The following is a 19,975-nucleotide window of genomic DNA, read 5'->3' on the forward strand; positions in this document are numbered from 1 at the left end:
TCAGTAGTCAGTAGTCAGTAGTCAGTAGTGGGAGTAATTAGTAGGGAGTAGTGAGTAGGGAGTAGCAAGTAATGAATAGGTCGTGGCGAATAAGCTGGGATTCCCTGATGATTGTTTAGTCTTTCCGGATAATTTCTAATTGGTCGCCCAAATAAAAATGACGCAAGCCAGATACTACTGACTACTGACTACTGACTACTGACTACTGACTAGTATGTTTCCGTTCAGCATCAAAAAACCAACGTTCATATCAGAGTGTAATGAATTCAGCTTTAGAAATCTTAATATTAGGACCAGATCTGACAAAGCAACAATGAAAATCAACAAAACAACACTTCGCATTAGCCTGGGGGCACTTCTTATCATTTCCGTATTTGGTGCCCACGCCCAGGAGGCTAAAACCGCTGCCGACTATGAGCAGGCGACTAAATTCCTCTGGTTCAACACCAACAGCAAGGTACACTATGATGGTGTCCGCCCGGTATGGCGGGAAGATGGCACCTTCTGGTATAATGTCTCCACTCCAGGCGGAGATCAGTTCGTTCTGGTCAATCCGGCTAAAAAAAGTAAGAAAACAGCTTCGTCCCGTGCCGAACTGCTGGGAGAGGAAAATAATGGCGCACAGAATACAACCCCACCCATCAACAGGAATGAGATTCCCTCACCCGACGGAAAGAAGGTCGTATTTATTCGTGACTGGAATCTGTGGATGCGCAATCTTGAAACCAATAAGGAAACACAACTCACGACGGATGGCACCGAAAACTTCGGGTATGCCACGGATAATGCGGGATGGAGAAAAAGTGACCGTCCGGTAGTTCTCTGGTCACCGGATTCAAAAAAGCTGGTCACCTTCCAGCAGGACCAGCGCCATGTGAGTGATATGTACCTGGTTTCAACAAAGGTTGGAGAGCCGGAATTGCAGGCATGGAAGTATCCGATACCACAGGATGAGGATATAATTCGCATTCACCGCGTGATCATCAATGTGGATGAGCCAAAAGTAATCCGTCTGAAAATGGAGCCGGATGCACGCCGCGGAACGCTGTGCGACGACATCGCCTGCACCGGAGCTTTTGATGACAATGAATGGAGCGCCGACGGGAGCAAACTGGTATTTGTTTCTACCTCGCGCGATCATAAAGAAGCGAAAGTCCGCATGGCGGATGCCACAACAGGTGAAGTACGTGATATTTTTGAAGAGGTGGTAGACACCCAGTACGAATCCGGCCAGGGAACGGTGAACTGGCATTACCTCGATGCAACCAACGAGATCATATGGTACTCCGAGCGCAGCGACTGGGGACATTTATATCTGTACGATGCTACAACAGGAGCACTGAAAAATCAGATCACCAGCGGGGATTTTGTTGTGACGGAACTTATCAGGGTAGATGAGAAAAACCGAATGCTTTACTTCTATGCGCAGGGACGGGAAGAAGGACGTGATCCCTATTTTGCACATTTCTACAGCATTGATTTCAATGGGAAAAAACTTTCATTGCTAACCCCGGACAACGGTCACCATTCAGTAAGTATCTCCGGTGATGGAAAATTCTTCGTTGATACCTATTCACAGCCGGATGTTCCGCCCGTGTCGGTACTGCGTAACAGCAAAGGCAAGGAGATCATGGTTCTTGAAAAAGCTGATATTTCTGCACTTGCCGCTACAGGATGGAAAGCTCCTACACCCGTTAAGGTGAAATCGCGTGACGGCAGGTGGGATTTATACGGACTGATGTTCACTCCAACCACACTGGATGAATCGAAAAAATATCCCGTGGTAAACTATATCTATCCGGGTCCGCAAGGCGGTGGTGTTGGCCGCAGATCATTCTCTGCATCACGCAGTGACCACCAGGCTCTTGCAGAGCTGGGTTTCGTGGTGATCGTGATCGACGGAACCTGTAACCCGGGTCGTTCGAAGTCATTCCACGACGTATGTTACGGAAATATGGCCGACAATACCCTCGAAGATCAGATTTCAGGCATAAAACAGCTGGCCGAACGGCATCCGTACATCGATACAGACCGTGTTGGCATATGGGGGCATTCAGGAGGTGGTTTTGCAACCGCAGCGGCAATGTTCCGATATCCTGAGTTCTATAAAGTGGGAATTTCCGAATCAGGAAATCATGACAACAGAAACTATGAGGATGACTGGGGAGAGCGTTATATCGGACTTATCCAGGGTGATAACTATGAGGAACAGGCCAATCAGAATTACGCCAAAAACCTGCAGGGCAAACTTATGCTGGCACATGGCGGACTGGATGATAATGTACCTCCGTACAATACATATCTTGTTGTCGATGCACTCGTGAAGGCGAACAAAGATTTTGATCTGATCATTTTCCCGAATGCCCGCCATGGTTTCGGTGCCGACTCATACTACATGATGCGCCGCCGTTGGGATTACTTTGTCGAGCATCTGCAGGGTGTGGAGCCACCGAAGGAATTTAAAATTAGTCAGTAGTCAGTAGTCAGTAGTCAGTAGTCAGTAGTCAGTAGTTTTAGTGTAGAGTTATGAGTTAGGAGTAGGGGATGTAGATAGGCTGGAATATTCAGGTGATTTTGCAGTTTAGCCATCAAGAAATAATGTACTGCCTTCCAGGATTAATTCCTGAAAGTCTCTAAATAAAAATGACGCAAGCCAGGTACTACTGACTACTGACTACTGACTACTGACTACTGACTAAAGTCTGTAACCAACCCCCCACTCTATCACATCCGCTTTTCCCAAATGTGCCTTGAGAGCGAAGCCGGTGAAGAAATGATCTGTGAAATGATGTTTAATGCCAATTCGCCAGTAAAATGACTTATCAACCTCCTCAGGGCGATAAACATAATAACCCAGCTGGAATACGACAGAATTCGGACCGGTGGTAAGCTCAGGCCCAAGGGCAAGTCCGAGACGGAAACGGTTTGCACCAGGATCACCGGTGCGATCCGGGATTGATGAATTGTAAAATACGTCGGCACTCCCGTTTAATGCCACTTTGTGATTCAGGTACCGGATGGCATTGACCGATGCTGTAAAGGCAAAATACTTTTTAGGATCTTCTTCATTGTATGCTTTAACCGAAGGAGCGAATTGCACCGAAAATCGTGTGCGTCGTTGGAAGGCCCCTACAGGATCAGTATTTCGCTTGTACTGATCGGGGTTGGGCGTATATAGCATTCCGACCGTTAGCGACGGAATATTAAAACCTGAATTGGGTACCTGTACGGCCCCGTTCGAATAATGCGTAAAAACAATCCCGCCATTCACAGCCATATGGGGTGTGAGCTGATAATGTGCCAGAAAATTACCTTCCATAACGCCATTAATGGTTGTCGAAATGAAAGTGTTTTCAGGATTGGTTTCGGGATCATATTTCTCGTCGGAAAATGAGACGCCTGGAGCTATCTTAAAACTGAACCGAAGTCTGTTATCCGGGTTTCCGATATATTTCTGAATGAAGAAGGATGTAACTAATGCCTGCCCCAGCCGTGAATCCCCGTAATTCAGGTATGCAAGGCTGATACCGATATCGGGATAATTCCAGACCCGCTCCCATTCATCATCACCGGTGGTCTTCGACAGGTAGGTAAATTCAAACCCGACAGGGTGTGCGTCAACAAACGCGGTACGCAGTTCTTCATGATGTTTCAGCAGCCAGCCGTTGCGATAGGCCAATCCAAAGCTCTTCTGACGCTGTGCCAGGGAAGAGGTGGTGAGGACTACCATGAGTAACAGCAGTATGGAAACAATTTTTTTCATGAAGCAGCAAATTTAGTATGATTTTGTATAACGGCCAGATTTAAACACTTTTGTTACAAATTCATAACATTAAACTATGGCCCGTGTTACGCTGATCCTCCCGGAAAAAAGAGTTTTTTCAACGATCATCCCTATACAGATAAGCGACATAAATTATGGTGGCCACCTGGGTAATGACCGCGTTCTTACCATCATGCATGAGGCCCGGCTCAGGATGCTTAAGAAAATGGGGTATAAAAATGAGGTTGACATGGCACATGAAACAGGCATGATCGTCACCGATTCCGTAGTTGTTTATCGTGCAGAAGCCTTCCATGGTGATCAGATCAGGGTTTCCATTGCCGTGGATGATTTCAATGCCTACGGGATGGATTTCTTTTACAAGCTTGAAAATACAGAAAGTGATCAGGAGATTGCCCGGGGTAAAACCGGTATTGTCTTTTTCAATTATGTGAAGCGCAAGGTTAGCCGCATTCCTGAAGATTTTGAGGAGCGTTTAAAATCAATGCACGCTGAATAAGCTTTTTCCTATCTTTGCATTATGATTGAATCGGGTGCGAAAAAGGATGTGCGAAAAATGAGCCTGGAAGAGCTCGAGAGTTATTTCATCGAATCAGGTGAAAAGAAATTCCGTGCGAAACAGGTATATGAGTGGCTGTGGCGAAAAAGTGCTAAGGATTTCGACCAGATGACCAACCTGTCACTCGAAATCCGTGAACGGCTCAAACAGAATTTCACGATCAACCATATTGCTGTCGATAATATGCAGCGAAGCAGTGACGGCACGATCAAGAATGCTGTTAAACTATTTGATGAAAAGATCGTTGAATCGGTTCTGATCCCGACAAACAAGCGAATCACGGCCTGCATCTCGAGCCAGGTTGGCTGCAGTCTGGATTGTCATTTTTGTGCCACAGCCCGGCTCAAACGGATGCGCAACCTGAATCCGGATGAGATTTACGATCAGGTGGTTGCGATAAAGGAACAGGCGGAGTTATATTTTGACAGGCCGCTCACTAATATCGTTTTCATGGGCATGGGTGAGCCCTTGCTTAATTATCAGAACGTGATCGATGCGATCGACAAGATCACTTCTCCGGATGGTCTAGGCATGTCCCCCAAGCGGATCACACTCTCCACGGTAGGCGTAGCAAAAATGATTCAGAAGCTGGCTGATGATGAAGTTAAATTCAATCTGGCGGTCTCACTCCACAGTGCGATCAACGATGTTCGGAATGAGATCATGCCGATCAATTTATCAAACCCGGTGGAGGACCTTGCTGACGCGCTGAAGTACTGGTACAAGAAGACCGGACGGAAAGTGACCTATGAATATGTTGTCTGGAAGGATATCAATGACCGCCCGGAAGACGCGAAGGCGCTCGTAAAATTCTGCCAGCTAATTCCTTCAAAAGTTAACCTGATCGAATACAATCCGATCGATGATGGCGCTTTTCAGCAGGCTGATGAGTCGGCTGTTCAGATGTATGTAAATGCACTGGAAAAAGCGGGTATTGTCGTGAATATCCGCCGAAGCCGCGGAAAGGATATTGATGCTGCCTGTGGACAGCTGGCTAACAAATTCTAGTGTTTACTGGCGTTAAATAATTTCTGCTTTTCTTCCTTTGTGAGGCTTTCATACCCTTTTTCGGAGATTTTATCCAGGATGGCATCTATCTCTTCCTGGGAGGCACTGCTGCCGGAAGGCTTTTGAGCCGTACGGGTTGTTCCCCGCGAAGCGGTCCGGCCAGATGCAGCACTTGCACTTCGATGAGTGACCTTTATTTTCGACTTAGGCTTAAACAAACCACCGACTCCTGAGATAACCGTCTGTATCCATGCGCCCATGTCAGATCCGTTCTGCAGTTGTTTAATGTAAAGGAATCCCATCAGTGCGCCACCTATATGAGCCAGTTCGCCGCCGGAATTTGGACCTGACAGCGACAGGAAGAATGAAAGTACGTAGAATAATGCGATGTATTTGATCCTCACCGGTCCGAGAAATAGCAGAAATATCGTGTAATTCGGCATAAGCGTTGCGGTTCCGAAAACGACTGCGAAGACTCCGGCAGAAGCACCTACCAGGGAAGGGCTAACCATGGAAATATCCATATTAGGGTTGAGCAGCTGCAGGAGGACGGGATATATGGTCAGATAGATAACCGCTCCGAACAGTCCGCCAAGTACATACAGATTTACCACTTTAGGACCACCCAGGTATTCAGCAAGAATTCTTCCGAACCAGTACAGGAACAGCATATTAAAAAGGATATGAAAGAACCCGTCATGGACGAACATGTAGGTGATGGGTGTCCACAGGCGAAACAACAATTCATTCCAGTGCATGGGAAGCCCGAGATACTCTCTTGATATATCCACAGCACCTCGTCCTATGGAGATATCGGTAAAAACCTGTGCGAGGCCGAGCACCACGAAGACCACCACATTGATCACAATGAGGCGGATGTATTCATTATTGGGTCTGCTGAATACGTTTTTAAAATCCTGTAAAAATCCTTGTCCGTTCATGGTTCATTAATAGAATGAATCCCTTTTTGTTTGCCAGTACTTGATCATGATGAAAGCAAATACCATACCCCCTAAATGCGCAAAATGCGCCACAGGGTCACCGGGGTTTCTGGCAAAACCTGCCCAGACGGCGTATGCACCGAGAAAAAGGACGAGGTACTTTGCCTTCACCGGTATGGGTGGTATCAGCAACATCAGCTGTGTGTTAGGGAATAACAATCCAAACGCCATAAGTATTCCATAAATTGCGCCGGAGGCACCAAGCATGCTGCCACGCTGACTCACCTCGTTATACAAACCCTGCACGTACATTTTACTTTGCTCAATATACTGCTGATCATTGGCATTCTTGCTGAACTGATCCTGAAATTCATAAACGCCCGAATTGAAATATCTGTCATTTTCATCCACGAAAATGGCAAAATTATCGGGTGTGGGTGCTTCAAGGTAGGTTTCAACATCATTCCGCAGATTCCTGAGTTCAAAGACCTCCATACCTGTGTAAAGCAATGCCGCTCCAACACCTGTAACCAGGTAAAATGTTATAAACTTTTTTGGCCCCCAAAACTGCTCCAGAAGCGGACCAAGAAACACCAAGCCCAGCATATTGAATATAATATGGCCGAAATCTCCATGCGCAAACATGTAGGTAAAGAACTGGTAGGGTCTGAAATCCGGAGATGTAAGACGGTGCAATGCCAGAAATCCTGTTACATCCACACTTTTCACCATGATTTGCAGCAGGAACACGACCACATTGATGATCAGTAAATTTTTTACTACAGGGGTTAATCTCATCATTTGTTATCAGGCATTGAAATAATTTGCAATAGTAGACATCGAAAGCAGTACAAATGTTTTCCTTCCATCAGGTGCATAGTTGGGATTCTCACATGCGAAAAGCTGATCCACCAGGTTATGCATCTCTTCGCGCTGCAAAACCGCTCCCGGCCTGATCGCAGCCCTGCGGGCCAGTGAACGTGCCAGGTTTTCGCGTACAGGCAGCGCATCTACCCGGGCATTATGCTTGAACTGTTCGATCAATCCTTCAAAGATAGTTTTTTCATCACCATTCTGAATGTCGGCCGGAATTCCTTTGATCAGAAAATCATGCTGACCGAATTCCTCGATATCAAACCCCAATGCAGCAATCTCCTGCTGCATTTCCTTAACGAGCGAAACATCTCCGGGGTTTAAAGAAATGGCCTGCGGAAATAATGACTGCTGAGAGGCGCCCTTGCCGGATTTCATGTTGCGGATAAATTTTTCGTAGCAAATCCGCTCGTGTGCTGGCTGCTGATCAATAAGCATCATACCTGATTTCACCTGTGCGACGATAAACCTTCCGTGCAGCTGAAACAGGTGCGAGGGGGTCTCTTTGGCCTCATCCTCATGCATCTTACTTTCGAAACGCAGTGTAGTTTCCTGTGCCGCCTCTTTTTGATCGAACCAGGTTTCCGGCAACACCGATTTTCCGGGGTTTTCAGTATATAATTTTTGCCAGGTTTCCAGGTTTCCAGAATCACGCGGTGTGGTCTTGAACTGACTGTAATGCATGTCCTGTACAAACTGCCGTTGCGAATCCAGCTTGATGCCTGTATTAACATCATGCGTAAAATCCAGCGCAGGGGCAAGGTTATGCCGTGCCAGGGCTTGTTTAACAGCCGCATGAACCAACGCGTAGAGCGTGCGCTCATCATCAAATTTTACCTCGGTTTTGGTCGGATGCACGTTGACGTCGACCCGGGATGGCGGCAGCTCAATGAACAGTACATAGAATGGAAAATTACCGTCGGCGATCAGGCCCTCATAGGCCTGTACCACTGCATGGTTGAGGTAGTTGCTGCGAATATATCTTCCATTCACGAAGAAAAACTGTTCTCCCCGGGTCTTGCGGGAGGCCTCCGGTTTGCCTACATACCCGTGTACGGTAAAATCTCCCACCTCCTCCTGACACGAAGCCAGTTGTTCCCGATAGGAAGATCCAAACAGTCCGACAATCCTGTGGCTAAGCTTTCCTTCTGTGAGCTGATAGGTTTCCAGGTCATTCTGGTGAAGCGCGAATGCCACGTCCGGTCTTGCGAGTGCCACACGCTGGAATTCATCGACGATATGTTTCATTTCCACAGAATTGGATTTGAGGAAATTTCGCCGTGCAGGAACGTTGTAGAATAAATTCTTAACCAGGATCGAGGTTCCAGGCTGATGGGCCACGGGCTCCTGGCGCTTTACTTCAGAGCCTTCTACCACCAGTAGTGTGCCAATTTCATCATCCTGGAGCCGGGTACGCATTTCAACCTGGGCCACAGCGCCAATAGAAGCCATGGCTTCTCCACGGAACCCCATAGTCTTAATGGCAAATAAATCTTCGGATGTACGAATCTTTGAGGTGGCATGCCGCTCCATGGCCATGCGGGCATCGGTCTCGCTCATTCCGGAGCCATTATCCACGACCTGGATGAGGGTTTTTCCGGCTTCACGAATGATCACCTCAATATGTGTAGCCCCGGCATCAAGTGCATTTTCAAGGAGTTCCTTCACCACCGATGCCGGCCGCTGCACCACTTCTCCCGCAGCGATCTGATTGGCGAGGGAATCTGGAAGTAAGCGGATGATATCGGGCATGCAAAAGCGGGTCTAAATAATGCGTTTCAGTTTGAGATACAATAATACGGAAGATAGACCAAACATGACATAAAGCGCGACATTTCCGAAATACCAATATCCCGCGATCGTGCCCACCAGTAACGCAAGAATTGCCATCTGCATCAGGTTGATCGTACTGTTACGTGAAGACCGGCGGGTAAAAGATCCTGTAATGCGCGACTGAAAGTGTATCCCCATTTCACGTTCCTGCTCCGCCTCGCCTCCCTGTTTGAGTTCCGACTTGATCTGAGACACCCGCGCATCCATTTCCTCTTTCACCGGATCGTAATACCTCGGTGACATGGTAAACCGCTGATGCCGCGGTGTTCGGAAGAGTGATGGAAATTTCATTTGTGTAATCATTTATCCCTATAACCCTTAAAGTTCGGAAGGACACAGAAGGATTGCAAACATTATGAGCAGGGAGTAGATAATAGGTGGTAGGGAGTAGGGAATAGGGAATAGGTGATAGGTGATAGGTGATAGATTGCATAGTAACACTTAAGATGATTTGTTTTTTCCTGTTGCAGTTTGAACTATCGTATAAAGCATCTTGATAATTTCTTTTAGTAAATCCATCCTTTCCTGATAGTCGCTAAGTTCAATATAATTGCTGTCTAAAAGTAAATTCAGCCAGTATTCGGACTCACGTGCTTCTTTGTAAGCAAATGACATTTTAACTGCAAATTCTTTCCTGGAATAGGCACCGTAAGCCTCCTGGATATTGGCGCCTATCGAAGTACAACACCGAAGTAATTGCTTGGAGAGTACGTACTCCTTTTGCTCAGACACAAGATATTTGTACAGCTGGATTATGCTCAATGAAAAATTATACGCCTTCTCTGCTACTATACTTTTACCACTTTTCATACCCGTGAATTTTTAACAATACCTATTCCCTATTCCCTACTCCCTACTCCCTACTCCCTACTCCCTACTCCCTATTCCCTATTCCCTATTCCCTATTCCCTATTCCCTGCTAAAAGTTTGACAAGTCAGAACTAAGTATGTACATTTAACCTGCATAATTATTTTTTAACCTGACGGCGGCATGCTTCGATATTTTTTCTGCGCCATTTTAGTTGCAATACCCTTATTTTCAGCGAATTCGCAGAAGAAAACTCCCGCTGTACCCACCCAGGAGGAATGGGTGGAGAAACTCTATAATTCCCTCACTCCTGAAGAACGAATTGCCCAGCTTTTCATGATTGCAGCATACTCCAACGGGAATGAACAGCATGTGGCGGACATCGAAAAATTAATTCGGGAGAAAAAGATAGGCGGACTGATTTTTATGCAGGGCGGACCGGGCCGGCAGGCACATCTTACAAACCGTTATCAGCAGGCTTCAAGGGTTCCCCTCATGATCGGAATGGACCTGGAATGGGGGTTATCCATGCGGTTAGACAGTACCATGGGTTTTCCACGGCAAATGGCACTCGGAGCGGTTCAGGATGACAGTCTTATCACTGCCATGGGGGAAGAGATTGCACGGCAGATGAAACTCATCGGCGTACATATTAATTTCGCTCCGGTGGCTGATGTGAACAACAATCCCAATAATCCGGTCATCGGCACGCGCTCCTTCGGGGAAAATAAATTTATCGTCGCCTCACGAACCCTTGCTTACATGAAGGGCATGCAAAGCCGTGGTGTTATGGCGGTGGCGAAACATTTCCCGGGTCACGGCGATACCGACAAGGACAGCCATGAAACCCTGCCCGTGATCAGCCATAAGAAGGAGCGGATCGATGATATCGAATCCTACCCCTTCCGGAAACTGATCCAGGCCGATATCGGTGGTATAATGACTGCCCACCTGCAGGTAAATGATCTTGACCGGAATTATCCTTCATCACTCTCGGAAAAAATCACTACAGGATACCTGCGTGACGAGCTGGGATTCGACAGCCTGGTATTCACCGATGCATTGAATATGAAGGCTATTGCCGACCGTTACGCCGATGGCGAAGCCGAATTGCTTGCATTTAGGGCCGGATCGGATGTATTGCTTTTTTCACAGAATATCGATCGAGGTATTGAACGGATCCTGGAAGCAGTTGAAAAAGACGACAAACTAGCCCTGCAACTGGAACGTACCGTAAAAAGGATTCTTCGCACTAAATATCAGTTCGGATTACATAAATCCCCGAGAATAAATCCTGATAACCTCGACCTGCGGCTTAATACCCCACATGCTTTCGCTCTCGCCACGGAACTCGAGGAAAAATCGATTACCGTGCTCCGGAACAGGGATGATTTCTTACCTGTCAGACAACTCGATAACCAAACCTTTGCTTCCGTCAACTTTGGCGACGCAGGAAATTTTACTTCCTATCTGAACCGATACACATCCTTCACATCAATCGACGGAAGTTTGCCAACTGATGACCTGCTCAACAAGCTTTCCACTTATAATGTGGTGATAGCCGGCATATTTCCGGGGCAATCTGAGGAAGCGCTGAATGAGATTAATAAAATCCTGAACACCATCGGTAAAAAGAGCAGGGTGATCACCTGCTATTTCGGCAACCCCTATGAACTGGAACCGCTGGCAGATTTGCCGGGACTCCTGGTTGCCTACAGCAATTCCGACAATGCACGGCTTGGAGTGGCCCAGGGTATCTTTGGTGCCATTCCGCTGGATGCAAAACTTCCGGTTTCGGTCTCAGTGAAGTTGCCGGCGGGCACTGGGCTGAACACTTCTTCTTTAAACCGGCTCGGTTACGGAATTGCGGATGCACAGGGAATCAGCAGCCGCACGCTGGAAAAGATAGATGAACTTGCACGTGAAGCGGTAAGCATCGGGGCCACGCCCGGCTGCCAGGTATTGGTTGCAAAGGGAGGAAAGGTTGTTTACAGCAAGAATTTCGGATACTACACCTACGACAGCATCAAACCAGTAGATGAAAATACCATCTATGATCTGGCATCGGTAACCAAAGTACTGGCCAGTACACAGGCTCTCATGTTTTTGGAAGAACGCGGACTGATCGATCTGGATAAAAAAATATCGGTCTACCTGCCTGAACTGAAGGGTACCAATAAGGAAAATATGATCCTTCGGGATATCCTCACTCACCAGGCCGGATTGTGGGCCTATCTTCCCTTCTATGCGCAGACCATGAAGGACAAGGAATTCTTGCCCGATTATTATGCCCCCAGCGCGACCCCCGTGTATAGTATGAAAATTGCGGACGGTCTGTATGCCAAGCCGCTGGTAAAGGACAGCGTATGGCACTGGGTAGTGGAAAGCCGCCTTCGCCCCAGGAAGGATCACGAGCCGTTTGATTACAAATATTCGGATATGGGCTATTACATGATGCAGCGGATGATTGAGCGAATATTGAATCAGTCGATCGCCGATTTCATGCAACAAAATTTTTATGATCCGATGGGGATGAGTTCAACGGGCTATAAACCGCTTGATCGTTTTCCCCGGGATCGGATCGCACCGACCGAACAGGATAATTTCTTCAGAAAATCACTGATTACCGGAATGGTCCACGACCAGGGGGCAGCGCTTTTCGGTGGCGTCGCCGGACACGCGGGTTTATTCGGAACAGCCAATGACCTGGCAAAGAACCTCCAGATGCTCCTGAACGGAGGAAATTACGGCGGTGTTCGATACCTCCAGCGGGAGACGGTGATGAACTTTACAGATCAGCAATACGCAAATAACCGGCGCGGACTCGGATGGGATAAACCGCTGCCAGGTGAGTGGTACGGTCCGACTACCGAGTATGCTTCTAAACAAACCTTCGGTCATACGGGTTTTACAGGTACGGCCATTTGGGTTGACCCGGAATTTGATCTGATTTATGTATTTTTGGCTAATCGGATCTATCCGGATGCGGGAAATTCAAAACTTCTGTCGAAGAATATTCGTACTAGAATACAGGAGGTGATATACCAGGCGATCTGGGATTTCCGCAGTACCCAGGAAGCATACTGACTATGAAAAATCTAATGAACATTGGCATCGTCTGTTACCCCACATTCGGTGGTAGCGGGGTTGTCGCAACAGAGCTGGGCATTGCACTGGCCAAGGAGGGACACAAGGTTCACTTTATCACCTATTCTCAGCCTACGCGCCTGAGTTTCTTCAACGAAAACCTGTATTACCACGAAGTGGAAATCAGGGCATATCCCCTGTTTGCTTATCCCCCGTATGAACTGGCACTTGCGAGTAAAATGGTGGATGTAGTGAAATATGAGAAGCTCGATCTGCTGCACGTTCATTATGCCATACCCCACGCCTCTGCAGCCTATATGGCCAAACAGATCCTGGCGACACAGGGCATTCAAATACCGGTTGTTACCACATTGCACGGTACTGATATCACGCTGGTTGGTAAAGACGCCAGCTATGAACCGGTGGTAACCTTCAGTATCAACCAGTCAGACGGCGTAACCGCGGTTTCAGATGATCTTCGGAAAGACACCTATGAGCATTTTGCCGTTACAAAAGACATTGTCGTAATTCCGAACTTCATTGATCTGGATCGCTTCAAAAAGCATCCGAAGGAGCATTTCAAAACGGCTATTTGTCCGAATGGTGAAAAGCTCATCGTGCATACATCCAACTTCCGAAAAGTGAAACGGGTGGATGATGTGGTTCGTATTTTTGAAAAAATCCGCCAGGTAATTCCGGCCAAATTATTGCTTGTAGGTGACGGCCCGGAACGAAAGAGCATAGAAAGTCTTTGCCGTGAACTTAAGACCTGCGATGACATTCGTTTTCTCGGGAAACTGGAAGCCGTGGAAGAGGTGCTGAGTGTGGCGGATTTGTTTGTCATGCCATCGGAAAAAGAAAGTTTTGGTCTGGCCGCACTGGAAGCGATGGCTTGTGAGGTGCCCGTCATCTCCTCCAATGCCGGTGGTATTCCGGAATTGAATATCCAGGGTGTAACCGGGTTCATGAGCAACGTGGGAGATATTGAGGATATGACTAAAAATGCGCTCACGATACTTGATAAAGACAATCTGGCAACCTTTAAAAAGAACGCGCTTGCCCGTGCCCGGGAATTTGATATCAAGAACATTCTGCCCAAATACGAGGACTTTTACGACCAGATTTTAGAGCAGAAAAAAGCCGTTTCTAAGGCATAACAACCATTTTTACAAACATTTAACCGATAATAGTATCATTTGATTGATATGTAATATATTTTTGCGTGCAAACCAGTGAGTAAGTCAACATATGGAGAAATCAAAACCAAATAATTCAGGAACCAAGCAGCTCTTTAAAAACAAGCTGCTGGAGCGGCTCTCGCGTACACACATCGCTGTGCCGCTCGTGCTGTTCAGCCTTTATTCTGGCGGACTGATCTTTTGGAGTGTTAATAATACCACATTAACGATTTCGACAACTGTCGGAATGTTTTTTGTAGGTTTCCTGGTGTTCACATTTGTGGAATACCTGGTACACCGCTATGTTTTCCACATGGGAACGTATACCGAACTTCGTAAAAAACTGCAATATGCATTTCACGGGGTTCATCACGACTTCCCCAAGGACAAGGACCGGCTGGCAATGCCTCCGATTATGAGTGTTACCATTGCCACTGCGTTGCTTTTCCTGTTCAGGCTGTTCATGGGTGATTTTGTGTATTCATTTCTACCGGGATTCCTGATGGGCTATGCCACTTACCTGTTCGTACATTATATCGTGCATGCCTACCCTCCCCCGAAAAACGTATTTAAAATTTTATGGGTACACCATGGTATCCACCACTATAAATCTCCTGATCGAGCCTTCGGCGTATCATCACCGCTTTGGGATGTGATTTTCAGGACAATGCCATAACTTACTTTAGTCAGTAGTCAGTAGTCAGTAGTCAGTAGTCAGTAGTCAGTAGTTGAAGTATTGAGTAGGTAGTAGGTAGTAGGTAGTAGGTAGTGGTATAGTGGATAGTGCCTTATAATTTAAGGCAAATAAATAACAGCGTTTTCCCTAAAAAGCAACAATTCCTTATATTAATCCAAAAGTTAATTGGATGAACGATTAGCGAACCGTACACTAATCACTAATCACTATAAACTCCCACTACTGACTACTGACTACTGACTACTGACTACAAATGATTCTTCCTTACTATCCAACCGGTATTCATCCCCCCGAAAAAGCATCGCTGAATACCTTCTTTTTTCATGAAGACCGGTTTGTGATGCGTTATGGAAAAGACCCCCATATTTACACCCTTTCTACCCGCAAAAGCGGCGATCTGCGGGCCCGAATGTTTATTTCCATTTCAGGAAATGAAGCAGTAAGCATGTCTAAAAGCTCCTTTGGAGGTATTGATTTTGCTCCCTTTGCCGATGAGTCGGATGCCGCAGATATGGTGGAAGTCCTGTTCAATTTCCTGGTTGAAAACAAGATCACTAAATGCCGGATCCATGCATTTCCCCAGTGCTACGATTCCTACAGCCATGACCTGATGGAAAGCGCCCTGATTGAGCGGGGTTTTGAAGTGGCCTGGACCGATATTACTCATTACTATCAACCTGCTGGCCAACCCTTCGATACCGTCATTGATCCGGATGAGCGTACTCACCTTAACTTTGCAAGAAAGAGCAACTGGCAATTCCGGAAACTGGATAAGGATTATCTGCCGGCAGCATTTGATCTCATCACCCGAAGCCGTGAGGCAAAAGGGTATCCCGAAACACTGTCTCTCGAAGAACTTACCCGTAATTTCAATCACTTCCCGGACATATTTCACTTATTCGGTGTTTTTGATGGTCCGGACCTTCGTTCCACTTCTGTCTGTATACGGGTGAATGATAATATTCTCTATGACATTTCCCATGGCGATAACCCTGAAAAACGGAAGCATAACAGCATGCTGCCATTGATTCAGGGCCTGTATTATTATGCCAGACAGCATCGGTACAGCCTGCTGGACCTGGGTATTTCCACGGAGAAGGGTGTAAAAAACGAAGGCCTGTTTAATTTCAAGCGAAAACTTGGAAGTGCCGTAAGTGAGAAGAAAACGTTTGTTTGGGAATTTTAACTCTGCCAAAGATTTACTTTTGGCGGCCTCTTGATTTTAATATCTGCAATAGGTTCTTCAATATCCAGGATTTATCCGATTCCATAAAGAGGTTTAGAGCCTGGTCGGTGGTCCTGACAACCTCCGTCAGTTCACTGGTAACACGTTTAAATTCGGAGATGTTCGCATCATCTCCTGGTTCAACTTGCTGAACATCCCTGAGAACATTCAGAATAGGTTCAATTTCACGATTCCGACGTACTGCTACCACTTTCCGGGCCAATGCCCATGTGTCCCGGTCGGTATAGTAGAATTCCTTTCTGTCGCCTTTTTTAGAGGTCTTTTGGGCCAGGCCCCAATCCATTAAGGCACGAAGATTCATGCTGGCATTACCTCTTGATACTTTCAACTCCCCCATGATCTCGTCAACCGATATGGGTTCCGGTGAGATTAGGAGCAGCGCAAAAATTTGTGCCATGGTACGATTAATTCCCCAGGAAGTACCCAATGTACCCCATGCACGTATAAATTCATCCTTTGCCGCAGAGTAATCCATATATCAGTGAAAGTGGATAATGCATAATTAGGAAAATTTTTCATAAAGGTCATGCATTACAATCAAATGAGGGACTGTGAGCATCGATATCACAATAATAAAGATCATATAGGGGGATATGCCGGTCATTTGCTGAGGCATCAGGAAGAGGGCTGCAGCCAAAAATGCAGTCGCAAGAATCGTGAAAGGAAAAATTCTTTTGAGGAATGGGATAAATCGTGATTTGCGCTGCCTGTCAGCAACGTATTCATATTCGATCACCAGGGAACGGAACGAATGCCAGATACCAAAATAAATGGTAAATGAGAAGACCGCATTGGAATAAACAGCCAAAAAACAGAGCAGCACGAGTGTTCCGGCTTCAAACAGAAGATTATTGAATGAGATAAAACGCTGGAAAGCGGCGTATGCTGCCCCAGCGAATAACACGAAAAAACTAGCGGTCATAACGGCTGACCAGTACATCCCGCTGTTAAGTAATGAAAGGTTCAGCCATTCTAGCGATGAAAAAATCCGGATGCATTCATCGAGATTGGTATAGATAATTATTGAAAGCAGAAATGAACCCCAGCTCAGGAATAAAAGATTCTTCAACCATTTCGGACCGTTTATCTGGTACAGTTGGGACTGTCCGAAGTGATACGCCGAGATGATCAGAAATAAAATAAATGCTATAGTGGGGAAATTCCACCAGAATAATCCTGTGGCGGCAATCAATCCAATGTAGAACAGGTAGAATCTCCACGGTTTTTTACTTCCATTTTTCTTTAAATACAGAACATGATCGAGCGCTCCGTGCGGAATACCCAGCAAAATGATGGTAAAAAGAAAGAGAATCCAGCTGAACTCCAGTACCGGAGGATAGATGAATACCAGTATTCCCAGGGCTGCTGTTACTGAAAGTAAAAATATATTGATCGGATCGATTTTCATAGAGAATAAAAGAGGCCTGCCCGAAGGCAAGGCCTCTTTTCAGTGCTTATGCGTTTGCAGTGCTTGTTGTGTCTGATTTGGCAATTGAATAAATCACCAGACCAAAACCGATCTTGTTCACCGCATCAGCAATGTTATAAAAAAGATCAACATTTGATGAAGTCCAGCCAAGAGCTGTGTTCAGCCAGCCACCTGGCATACACATGTAACCGATCGGATAGATAGCCCATCCAACAAGAACAAACCAGGCCAACATACGAATTCCCCTGATCACTGTCGGGTTACCGGAAGCATCTGCCAGGTTTTTCACCTCACCAAACCAGGCGGTGTAAAGAATGTACAAATATCCCAAGGTAGAAAGCGCTCCGTACAGGAAGCTGTGGGTAGATGCTCCGTCCGCAGGTGTTCCATCTGCATTTAAGGGAACAAATGCTTCTCCAATGTAACCCATCACCAGCATAAAGGCTGAGGCAATAATGAGTTTCCAAAGCAGGCTTGATTTTGCGCCGGCTGGCTTGGTAAGCAGGTAAAATTCAACACACATCAACGGAACGGTAAGCGTCCAGTCAATGTACCGAAGTGCTGTGGGATTGGTACCTGTTGCTGCATAATAATCGCGCATGTAATAATAGTGCACTGCAGCGATCATCGTGATGAGACCTGAAACAAGCAATGAAGTTTTCCACTTCCCACTAACAGTATTTCTTTCGAAGAAAAAGAATACTGAAGCAGCAAACATGGCCATGTACCCTGTAAAGAAGGTAAATGCAACCGGATCGTCCTTTGGAATAGCAACGATGTCTACGAGATATAAAGATTCCATAATACAGTGTTTAGTTTAATGTTGAAAACACTGTAGTTTCAGAAATGTTTGAAAATTCAAAAACTTAAATTAGGTATACGAATTAAATAGTTCCAGGAACGTTTCAATTCCACGAAATCAGCAGGTTTGGAAAAAATATATGGAAAGGAAAGAATCCAGATATCATGTGAACGAAAAAAGGCCCTCTTTCGAAGGCCTTTTTTTCAAGCACTCTTTTTCAGTACCCTTAACCGGTATTAAAAAATCTCACCGAGCCAGATGGTTAGTCTGAATATCTTAAAAAAGCAAAATTATCTTCTAAGAATTAACTCACAGGTGATTCACGTCTTTTTCAGTTTTCTCCTTCTCCGGAGCTTTAGTGTACGTCGGACACGTATACGTAGCACACGAAGAAACAACTAAAGCCAGAGCAAACAAAACCAATACAGACTTTCTCATAGTTCAAAAAATTTAAAGTTTCCGGTTGTTAATGATTCAAAGATGAGGAATATAACCACGCAAGGTTTACAAAAACCCCCCCTTACCTTACACACAAATGAAAAAAACCTTTTATGTTTATTGAAAACACCGGAACAGAAGCCAGGCAATCACGGTTTATATCTTAACACCTGTCAGAAAAGGGCGCCAAACCATGCTAGGACACCGATTTACCACATTTATTCCAGATCCCGACGAGTCGAAATCAGATTTTGAAAAATTGCTCGATATTTTCCTGCAATTGCTGGTAATTACCTCCGGAGATGTGTCTGAAGCCCTGAATTGGCTCAATAATCTTGACAGAAAGTACAATATGACCGGTGAAAACTATGGCATCGGCGACTTCATTGAAGACCTGAAAGACAAGGGATATATCACAGATGAGAACCCCGAAGGCAAGTTTGAGCTTACCGCAAAAAGCGAACAACGCATACGAACCAGTGCCCTGGATGAGATATTCGGCAAGTTAAAAAAGTCGGGACGCGGCGAGCACCGGACAAATTACGGCGGATTGGGAGATGAACCCAGTACAGACCGGCGGGATTACCAGTTCGGAGATACCCTGGAGCAAATTTCCATGACCGATTCCCTGCGAAATGCGCAGATCAATCACGGACTGGATGATTTCAGAATGACAGAAGGCGACCTGGAAGTCATGGAGCAGGAATTTAAAACCCAGACCTCCACCGTCCTGATGATCGATATCTCCCACTCCATGATACTTTACGGAGAGGACCGGATTACCCCCGCCAAGAAAGTAGCCATGGCGCTGGCCGAACTCATCAAGCGGAAATATCCCAAGGACACCCTCGATGTGATCGTTTTCGGAAACGACGCCTGGCAGATCGAGGTGAAAGACCTCCCCTACCTGCAGGTGGGTCCGTACCATACCAATACTGTAGCCGGACTTGAGCTGGCCATGGACCTGCTGCGCCGGCGGAAAAATGCGAACAAACAGATATTCATGATCACCGATGGAAAGCCAACGTGCCTGAAGGTAGGTCTCAAGTATTATAAAAACAGTTTCGGCCTCGACAGCAAGATCCTGAACAAGACTTTAACACTGGCGCGTCAGTGCCGAAAAATACATATACCCATTACCACCTTTATGATTGCTTCAGATCCATACCTGAAGGAATTCGTGAAGGAATTTACACAGGTCAATAATGGCAATGCCTATTACAGCAGCCTCAAGGGACTCGGCCACCTGATCTTTGAAGACTACCGGCGCAACCGGAGAAAACACTTTTAAT

17 protein-coding genes are annotated in these 19,975 nt (G+C 46.2%); 8 read left to right on the plus strand and 9 right to left on the minus strand.

The window, feature by feature from the left end:
- Window positions 1–313: 313 nt before the first annotated feature.
- Window positions 314–2,476, plus strand: a complete 2,163-nt coding sequence (locus LDX50_RS11860) for a S9 family peptidase (RefSeq protein ID WP_225698663.1) — start codon at window positions 314–316, stop codon at window positions 2,474–2,476.
- A gap of 219 nt (window positions 2,477–2,695) precedes the next feature.
- Here LDX50_RS11860 and LDX50_RS11865 read toward each other — a convergent pair whose 3' ends face one another.
- Window positions 2,696–3,763, minus strand: coding sequence for an acyloxyacyl hydrolase (locus LDX50_RS11865; RefSeq protein WP_225698664.1), 1,068 nt, complete (start codon window positions 3,761–3,763; stop codon window positions 2,696–2,698).
- Between the two features lie 76 nt (window positions 3,764–3,839).
- On the opposite strand from LDX50_RS11865, the gene LDX50_RS11870 reads away from it, so the two are divergent.
- Both LDX50_RS11870 and rlmN read left to right on the plus strand, forming a co-directional pair.
- Window positions 3,840–4,283, plus strand: a complete 444-nt coding sequence (locus LDX50_RS11870; protein WP_225698665.1) for an acyl-CoA thioesterase — start codon at window positions 3,840–3,842, stop codon at window positions 4,281–4,283.
- Between the two features lie 24 nt (window positions 4,284–4,307).
- Window positions 4,308–5,351: a dual-specificity RNA methyltransferase RlmN gene (gene rlmN / locus LDX50_RS11875; RefSeq protein WP_225698759.1), complete on the plus strand. Its 1,044-nt coding sequence runs from the start codon at window positions 4,308–4,310 to the stop codon at window positions 5,349–5,351.
- Here the strand turns inward: rlmN and LDX50_RS11880 are convergent.
- The 5 genes from LDX50_RS11880 to LDX50_RS11900 all read right to left on the minus strand — a co-directional run bounded on the left by LDX50_RS11880 (window position 5,348) and on the right by LDX50_RS11900 (window position 9,808).
- The gene (locus LDX50_RS11880; RefSeq protein ID WP_225698666.1) at window positions 5,348–6,292 is read right to left on the minus strand and encodes a rhomboid family protein; all 945 of its coding nucleotides are present in this window, start codon (window positions 6,290–6,292) and stop codon (window positions 5,348–5,350) included. The two genes, rlmN and LDX50_RS11880, sit on opposite strands and share 4 nt — an antisense overlap.
- A gap of 6 nt (window positions 6,293–6,298) precedes the next feature.
- Window positions 6,299–7,093, minus strand: a complete 795-nt coding sequence (locus tag LDX50_RS11885; RefSeq protein WP_225698667.1) for a rhomboid family intramembrane serine protease — start codon at window positions 7,091–7,093, stop codon at window positions 6,299–6,301.
- A gap of 6 nt (window positions 7,094–7,099) precedes the next feature.
- The gene (mutL, locus tag LDX50_RS11890) at window positions 7,100–8,917 is read right to left on the minus strand and encodes a DNA mismatch repair endonuclease MutL (RefSeq protein ID WP_225698668.1); all 1,818 of its coding nucleotides are present in this window, start codon (window positions 8,915–8,917) and stop codon (window positions 7,100–7,102) included.
- 12 nt (window positions 8,918–8,929) lie between these two features.
- On the minus strand, window positions 8,930–9,289 hold the full coding sequence (locus tag LDX50_RS11895) for an RnfABCDGE type electron transport complex subunit D (RefSeq protein ID WP_225698669.1): 360 nt from the start codon (window positions 9,287–9,289) through the stop codon (window positions 8,930–8,932).
- A 150-nt stretch (window positions 9,290–9,439) separates the two neighbouring features.
- On the minus strand, window positions 9,440–9,808 hold the full coding sequence (locus LDX50_RS11900; protein WP_225698670.1) for a four helix bundle protein: 369 nt from the start codon (window positions 9,806–9,808) through the stop codon (window positions 9,440–9,442).
- Window positions 9,809–9,989: 181 nt separating this feature from the next.
- Here LDX50_RS11900 and LDX50_RS11905 point away from each other — a divergent pair, with 181 nt between their 5' ends.
- From LDX50_RS11905 to LDX50_RS11920, 4 genes are all read left to right on the plus strand, one after another.
- Complete coding sequence (locus LDX50_RS11905; RefSeq protein WP_225698671.1) at window positions 9,990–12,893, plus strand: serine hydrolase domain-containing protein; 2,904 nt, start codon at window positions 9,990–9,992, stop codon at window positions 12,891–12,893.
- A 14-nt stretch (window positions 12,894–12,907) separates the two neighbouring features.
- Entirely contained in the window at window positions 12,908–14,050 is a 1,143-nt protein-coding gene (gene bshA, locus LDX50_RS11910; RefSeq protein ID WP_225698760.1) for an N-acetyl-alpha-D-glucosaminyl L-malate synthase BshA, read from the plus strand.
- A 91-nt stretch (window positions 14,051–14,141) separates the two neighbouring features.
- Window positions 14,142–14,747: a sterol desaturase family protein gene (locus tag LDX50_RS11915; RefSeq protein WP_225698672.1), complete on the plus strand. Its 606-nt coding sequence runs from the start codon at window positions 14,142–14,144 to the stop codon at window positions 14,745–14,747.
- Window positions 14,748–15,021: 274 nt separating this feature from the next.
- Entirely contained in the window at window positions 15,022–15,954 is a 933-nt protein-coding gene (locus LDX50_RS11920) for a hypothetical protein (protein ID WP_225698673.1), read from the plus strand.
- A 13-nt stretch (window positions 15,955–15,967) separates the two neighbouring features.
- On the opposite strand, the gene LDX50_RS11925 is transcribed toward LDX50_RS11920, so the two are convergent.
- Genes LDX50_RS11925 through LDX50_RS11935 form a run of 3 tightly spaced genes read right to left on the minus strand, consistent with a single transcriptional unit; the run spans window position 15,968 to window position 18,245 of the window.
- Window positions 15,968–16,489: a GbsR/MarR family transcriptional regulator gene (locus LDX50_RS11925; protein WP_225698674.1), complete on the minus strand. Its 522-nt coding sequence runs from the start codon at window positions 16,487–16,489 to the stop codon at window positions 15,968–15,970.
- 27 nt (window positions 16,490–16,516) lie between these two features.
- Window positions 16,517–17,422 carry a Brp/Blh family beta-carotene 15,15'-dioxygenase gene (locus LDX50_RS11930; protein ID WP_225698675.1) on the minus strand — a complete coding sequence of 302 codons (906 nt, stop codon included), beginning with the start codon at window positions 17,420–17,422 and terminating at the stop codon, window positions 16,517–16,519.
- A 46-nt stretch (window positions 17,423–17,468) separates the two neighbouring features.
- Window positions 17,469–18,245, minus strand: a complete 777-nt coding sequence (locus tag LDX50_RS11935) for a bacteriorhodopsin (RefSeq protein WP_225698676.1) — start codon at window positions 18,243–18,245, stop codon at window positions 17,469–17,471.
- Window positions 18,246–18,876: 631 nt separating this feature from the next.
- Here LDX50_RS11935 and LDX50_RS11940 point away from each other — a divergent pair.
- Window positions 18,877–19,974, plus strand: a complete 1,098-nt coding sequence (locus LDX50_RS11940) for a vWA domain-containing protein (protein WP_225698677.1) — start codon at window positions 18,877–18,879, stop codon at window positions 19,972–19,974.
- Window position 19,975 lies beyond the last annotated feature (1 nt).

This window comes from Fulvivirga sedimenti (assembly GCF_020328055.1).

What these genes read in the sequence shown, in the direction of transcription:
- LDX50_RS11860 (WP_225698663.1), top strand. Translation starts at nt 314, where the DNA reads ATGAAAATCAACAAAACAACACTTCGCATTAGCCTGGGGGCACTTCTT.
- LDX50_RS11880 (WP_225698666.1), bottom strand. Translation starts at nt 6,292, where the DNA reads ATGAACGGACAAGGATTTTTACAGGATTTTAAAAACGTATTCAGCAGA.
- LDX50_RS11940 (WP_225698677.1), top strand. Translation starts at nt 18,877, where the DNA reads ATGCTAGGACACCGATTTACCACATTTATTCCAGATCCCGACGAGTCG.
- LDX50_RS11885 (WP_225698667.1), bottom strand. Translation starts at nt 7,093, where the DNA reads ATGATGAGATTAACCCCTGTAGTAAAAAATTTACTGATCATCAATGTG.
- LDX50_RS11900 (WP_225698670.1), bottom strand. Translation starts at nt 9,808, where the DNA reads ATGAAAAGTGGTAAAAGTATAGTAGCAGAGAAGGCGTATAATTTTTCA.
- bshA (WP_225698760.1), top strand. Translation starts at nt 12,908, where the DNA reads ATGAACATTGGCATCGTCTGTTACCCCACATTCGGTGGTAGCGGGGTT.
- LDX50_RS11870 (WP_225698665.1), top strand. Translation starts at nt 3,840, where the DNA reads ATGGCCCGTGTTACGCTGATCCTCCCGGAAAAAAGAGTTTTTTCAACG.
- LDX50_RS11935 (WP_225698676.1), bottom strand. Translation starts at nt 18,245, where the DNA reads ATGGAATCTTTATATCTCGTAGACATCGTTGCTATTCCAAAGGACGAT.
- LDX50_RS11905 (WP_225698671.1), top strand. Translation starts at nt 9,990, where the DNA reads ATGCTTCGATATTTTTTCTGCGCCATTTTAGTTGCAATACCCTTATTT.
- LDX50_RS11865 (WP_225698664.1), bottom strand. Translation starts at nt 3,763, where the DNA reads ATGAAAAAAATTGTTTCCATACTGCTGTTACTCATGGTAGTCCTCACC.
- LDX50_RS11925 (WP_225698674.1), bottom strand. Translation starts at nt 16,489, where the DNA reads ATGGATTACTCTGCGGCAAAGGATGAATTTATACGTGCATGGGGTACA.
- mutL (WP_225698668.1), bottom strand. Translation starts at nt 8,917, where the DNA reads ATGCCCGATATCATCCGCTTACTTCCAGATTCCCTCGCCAATCAGATC.
- LDX50_RS11930 (WP_225698675.1), bottom strand. Translation starts at nt 17,422, where the DNA reads ATGAAAATCGATCCGATCAATATATTTTTACTTTCAGTAACAGCAGCC.
- LDX50_RS11895 (WP_225698669.1), bottom strand. Translation starts at nt 9,289, where the DNA reads ATGAAATTTCCATCACTCTTCCGAACACCGCGGCATCAGCGGTTTACC.
- LDX50_RS11920 (WP_225698673.1), top strand. Translation starts at nt 15,022, where the DNA reads ATGATTCTTCCTTACTATCCAACCGGTATTCATCCCCCCGAAAAAGCA.
- LDX50_RS11915 (WP_225698672.1), top strand. Translation starts at nt 14,142, where the DNA reads ATGGAGAAATCAAAACCAAATAATTCAGGAACCAAGCAGCTCTTTAAA.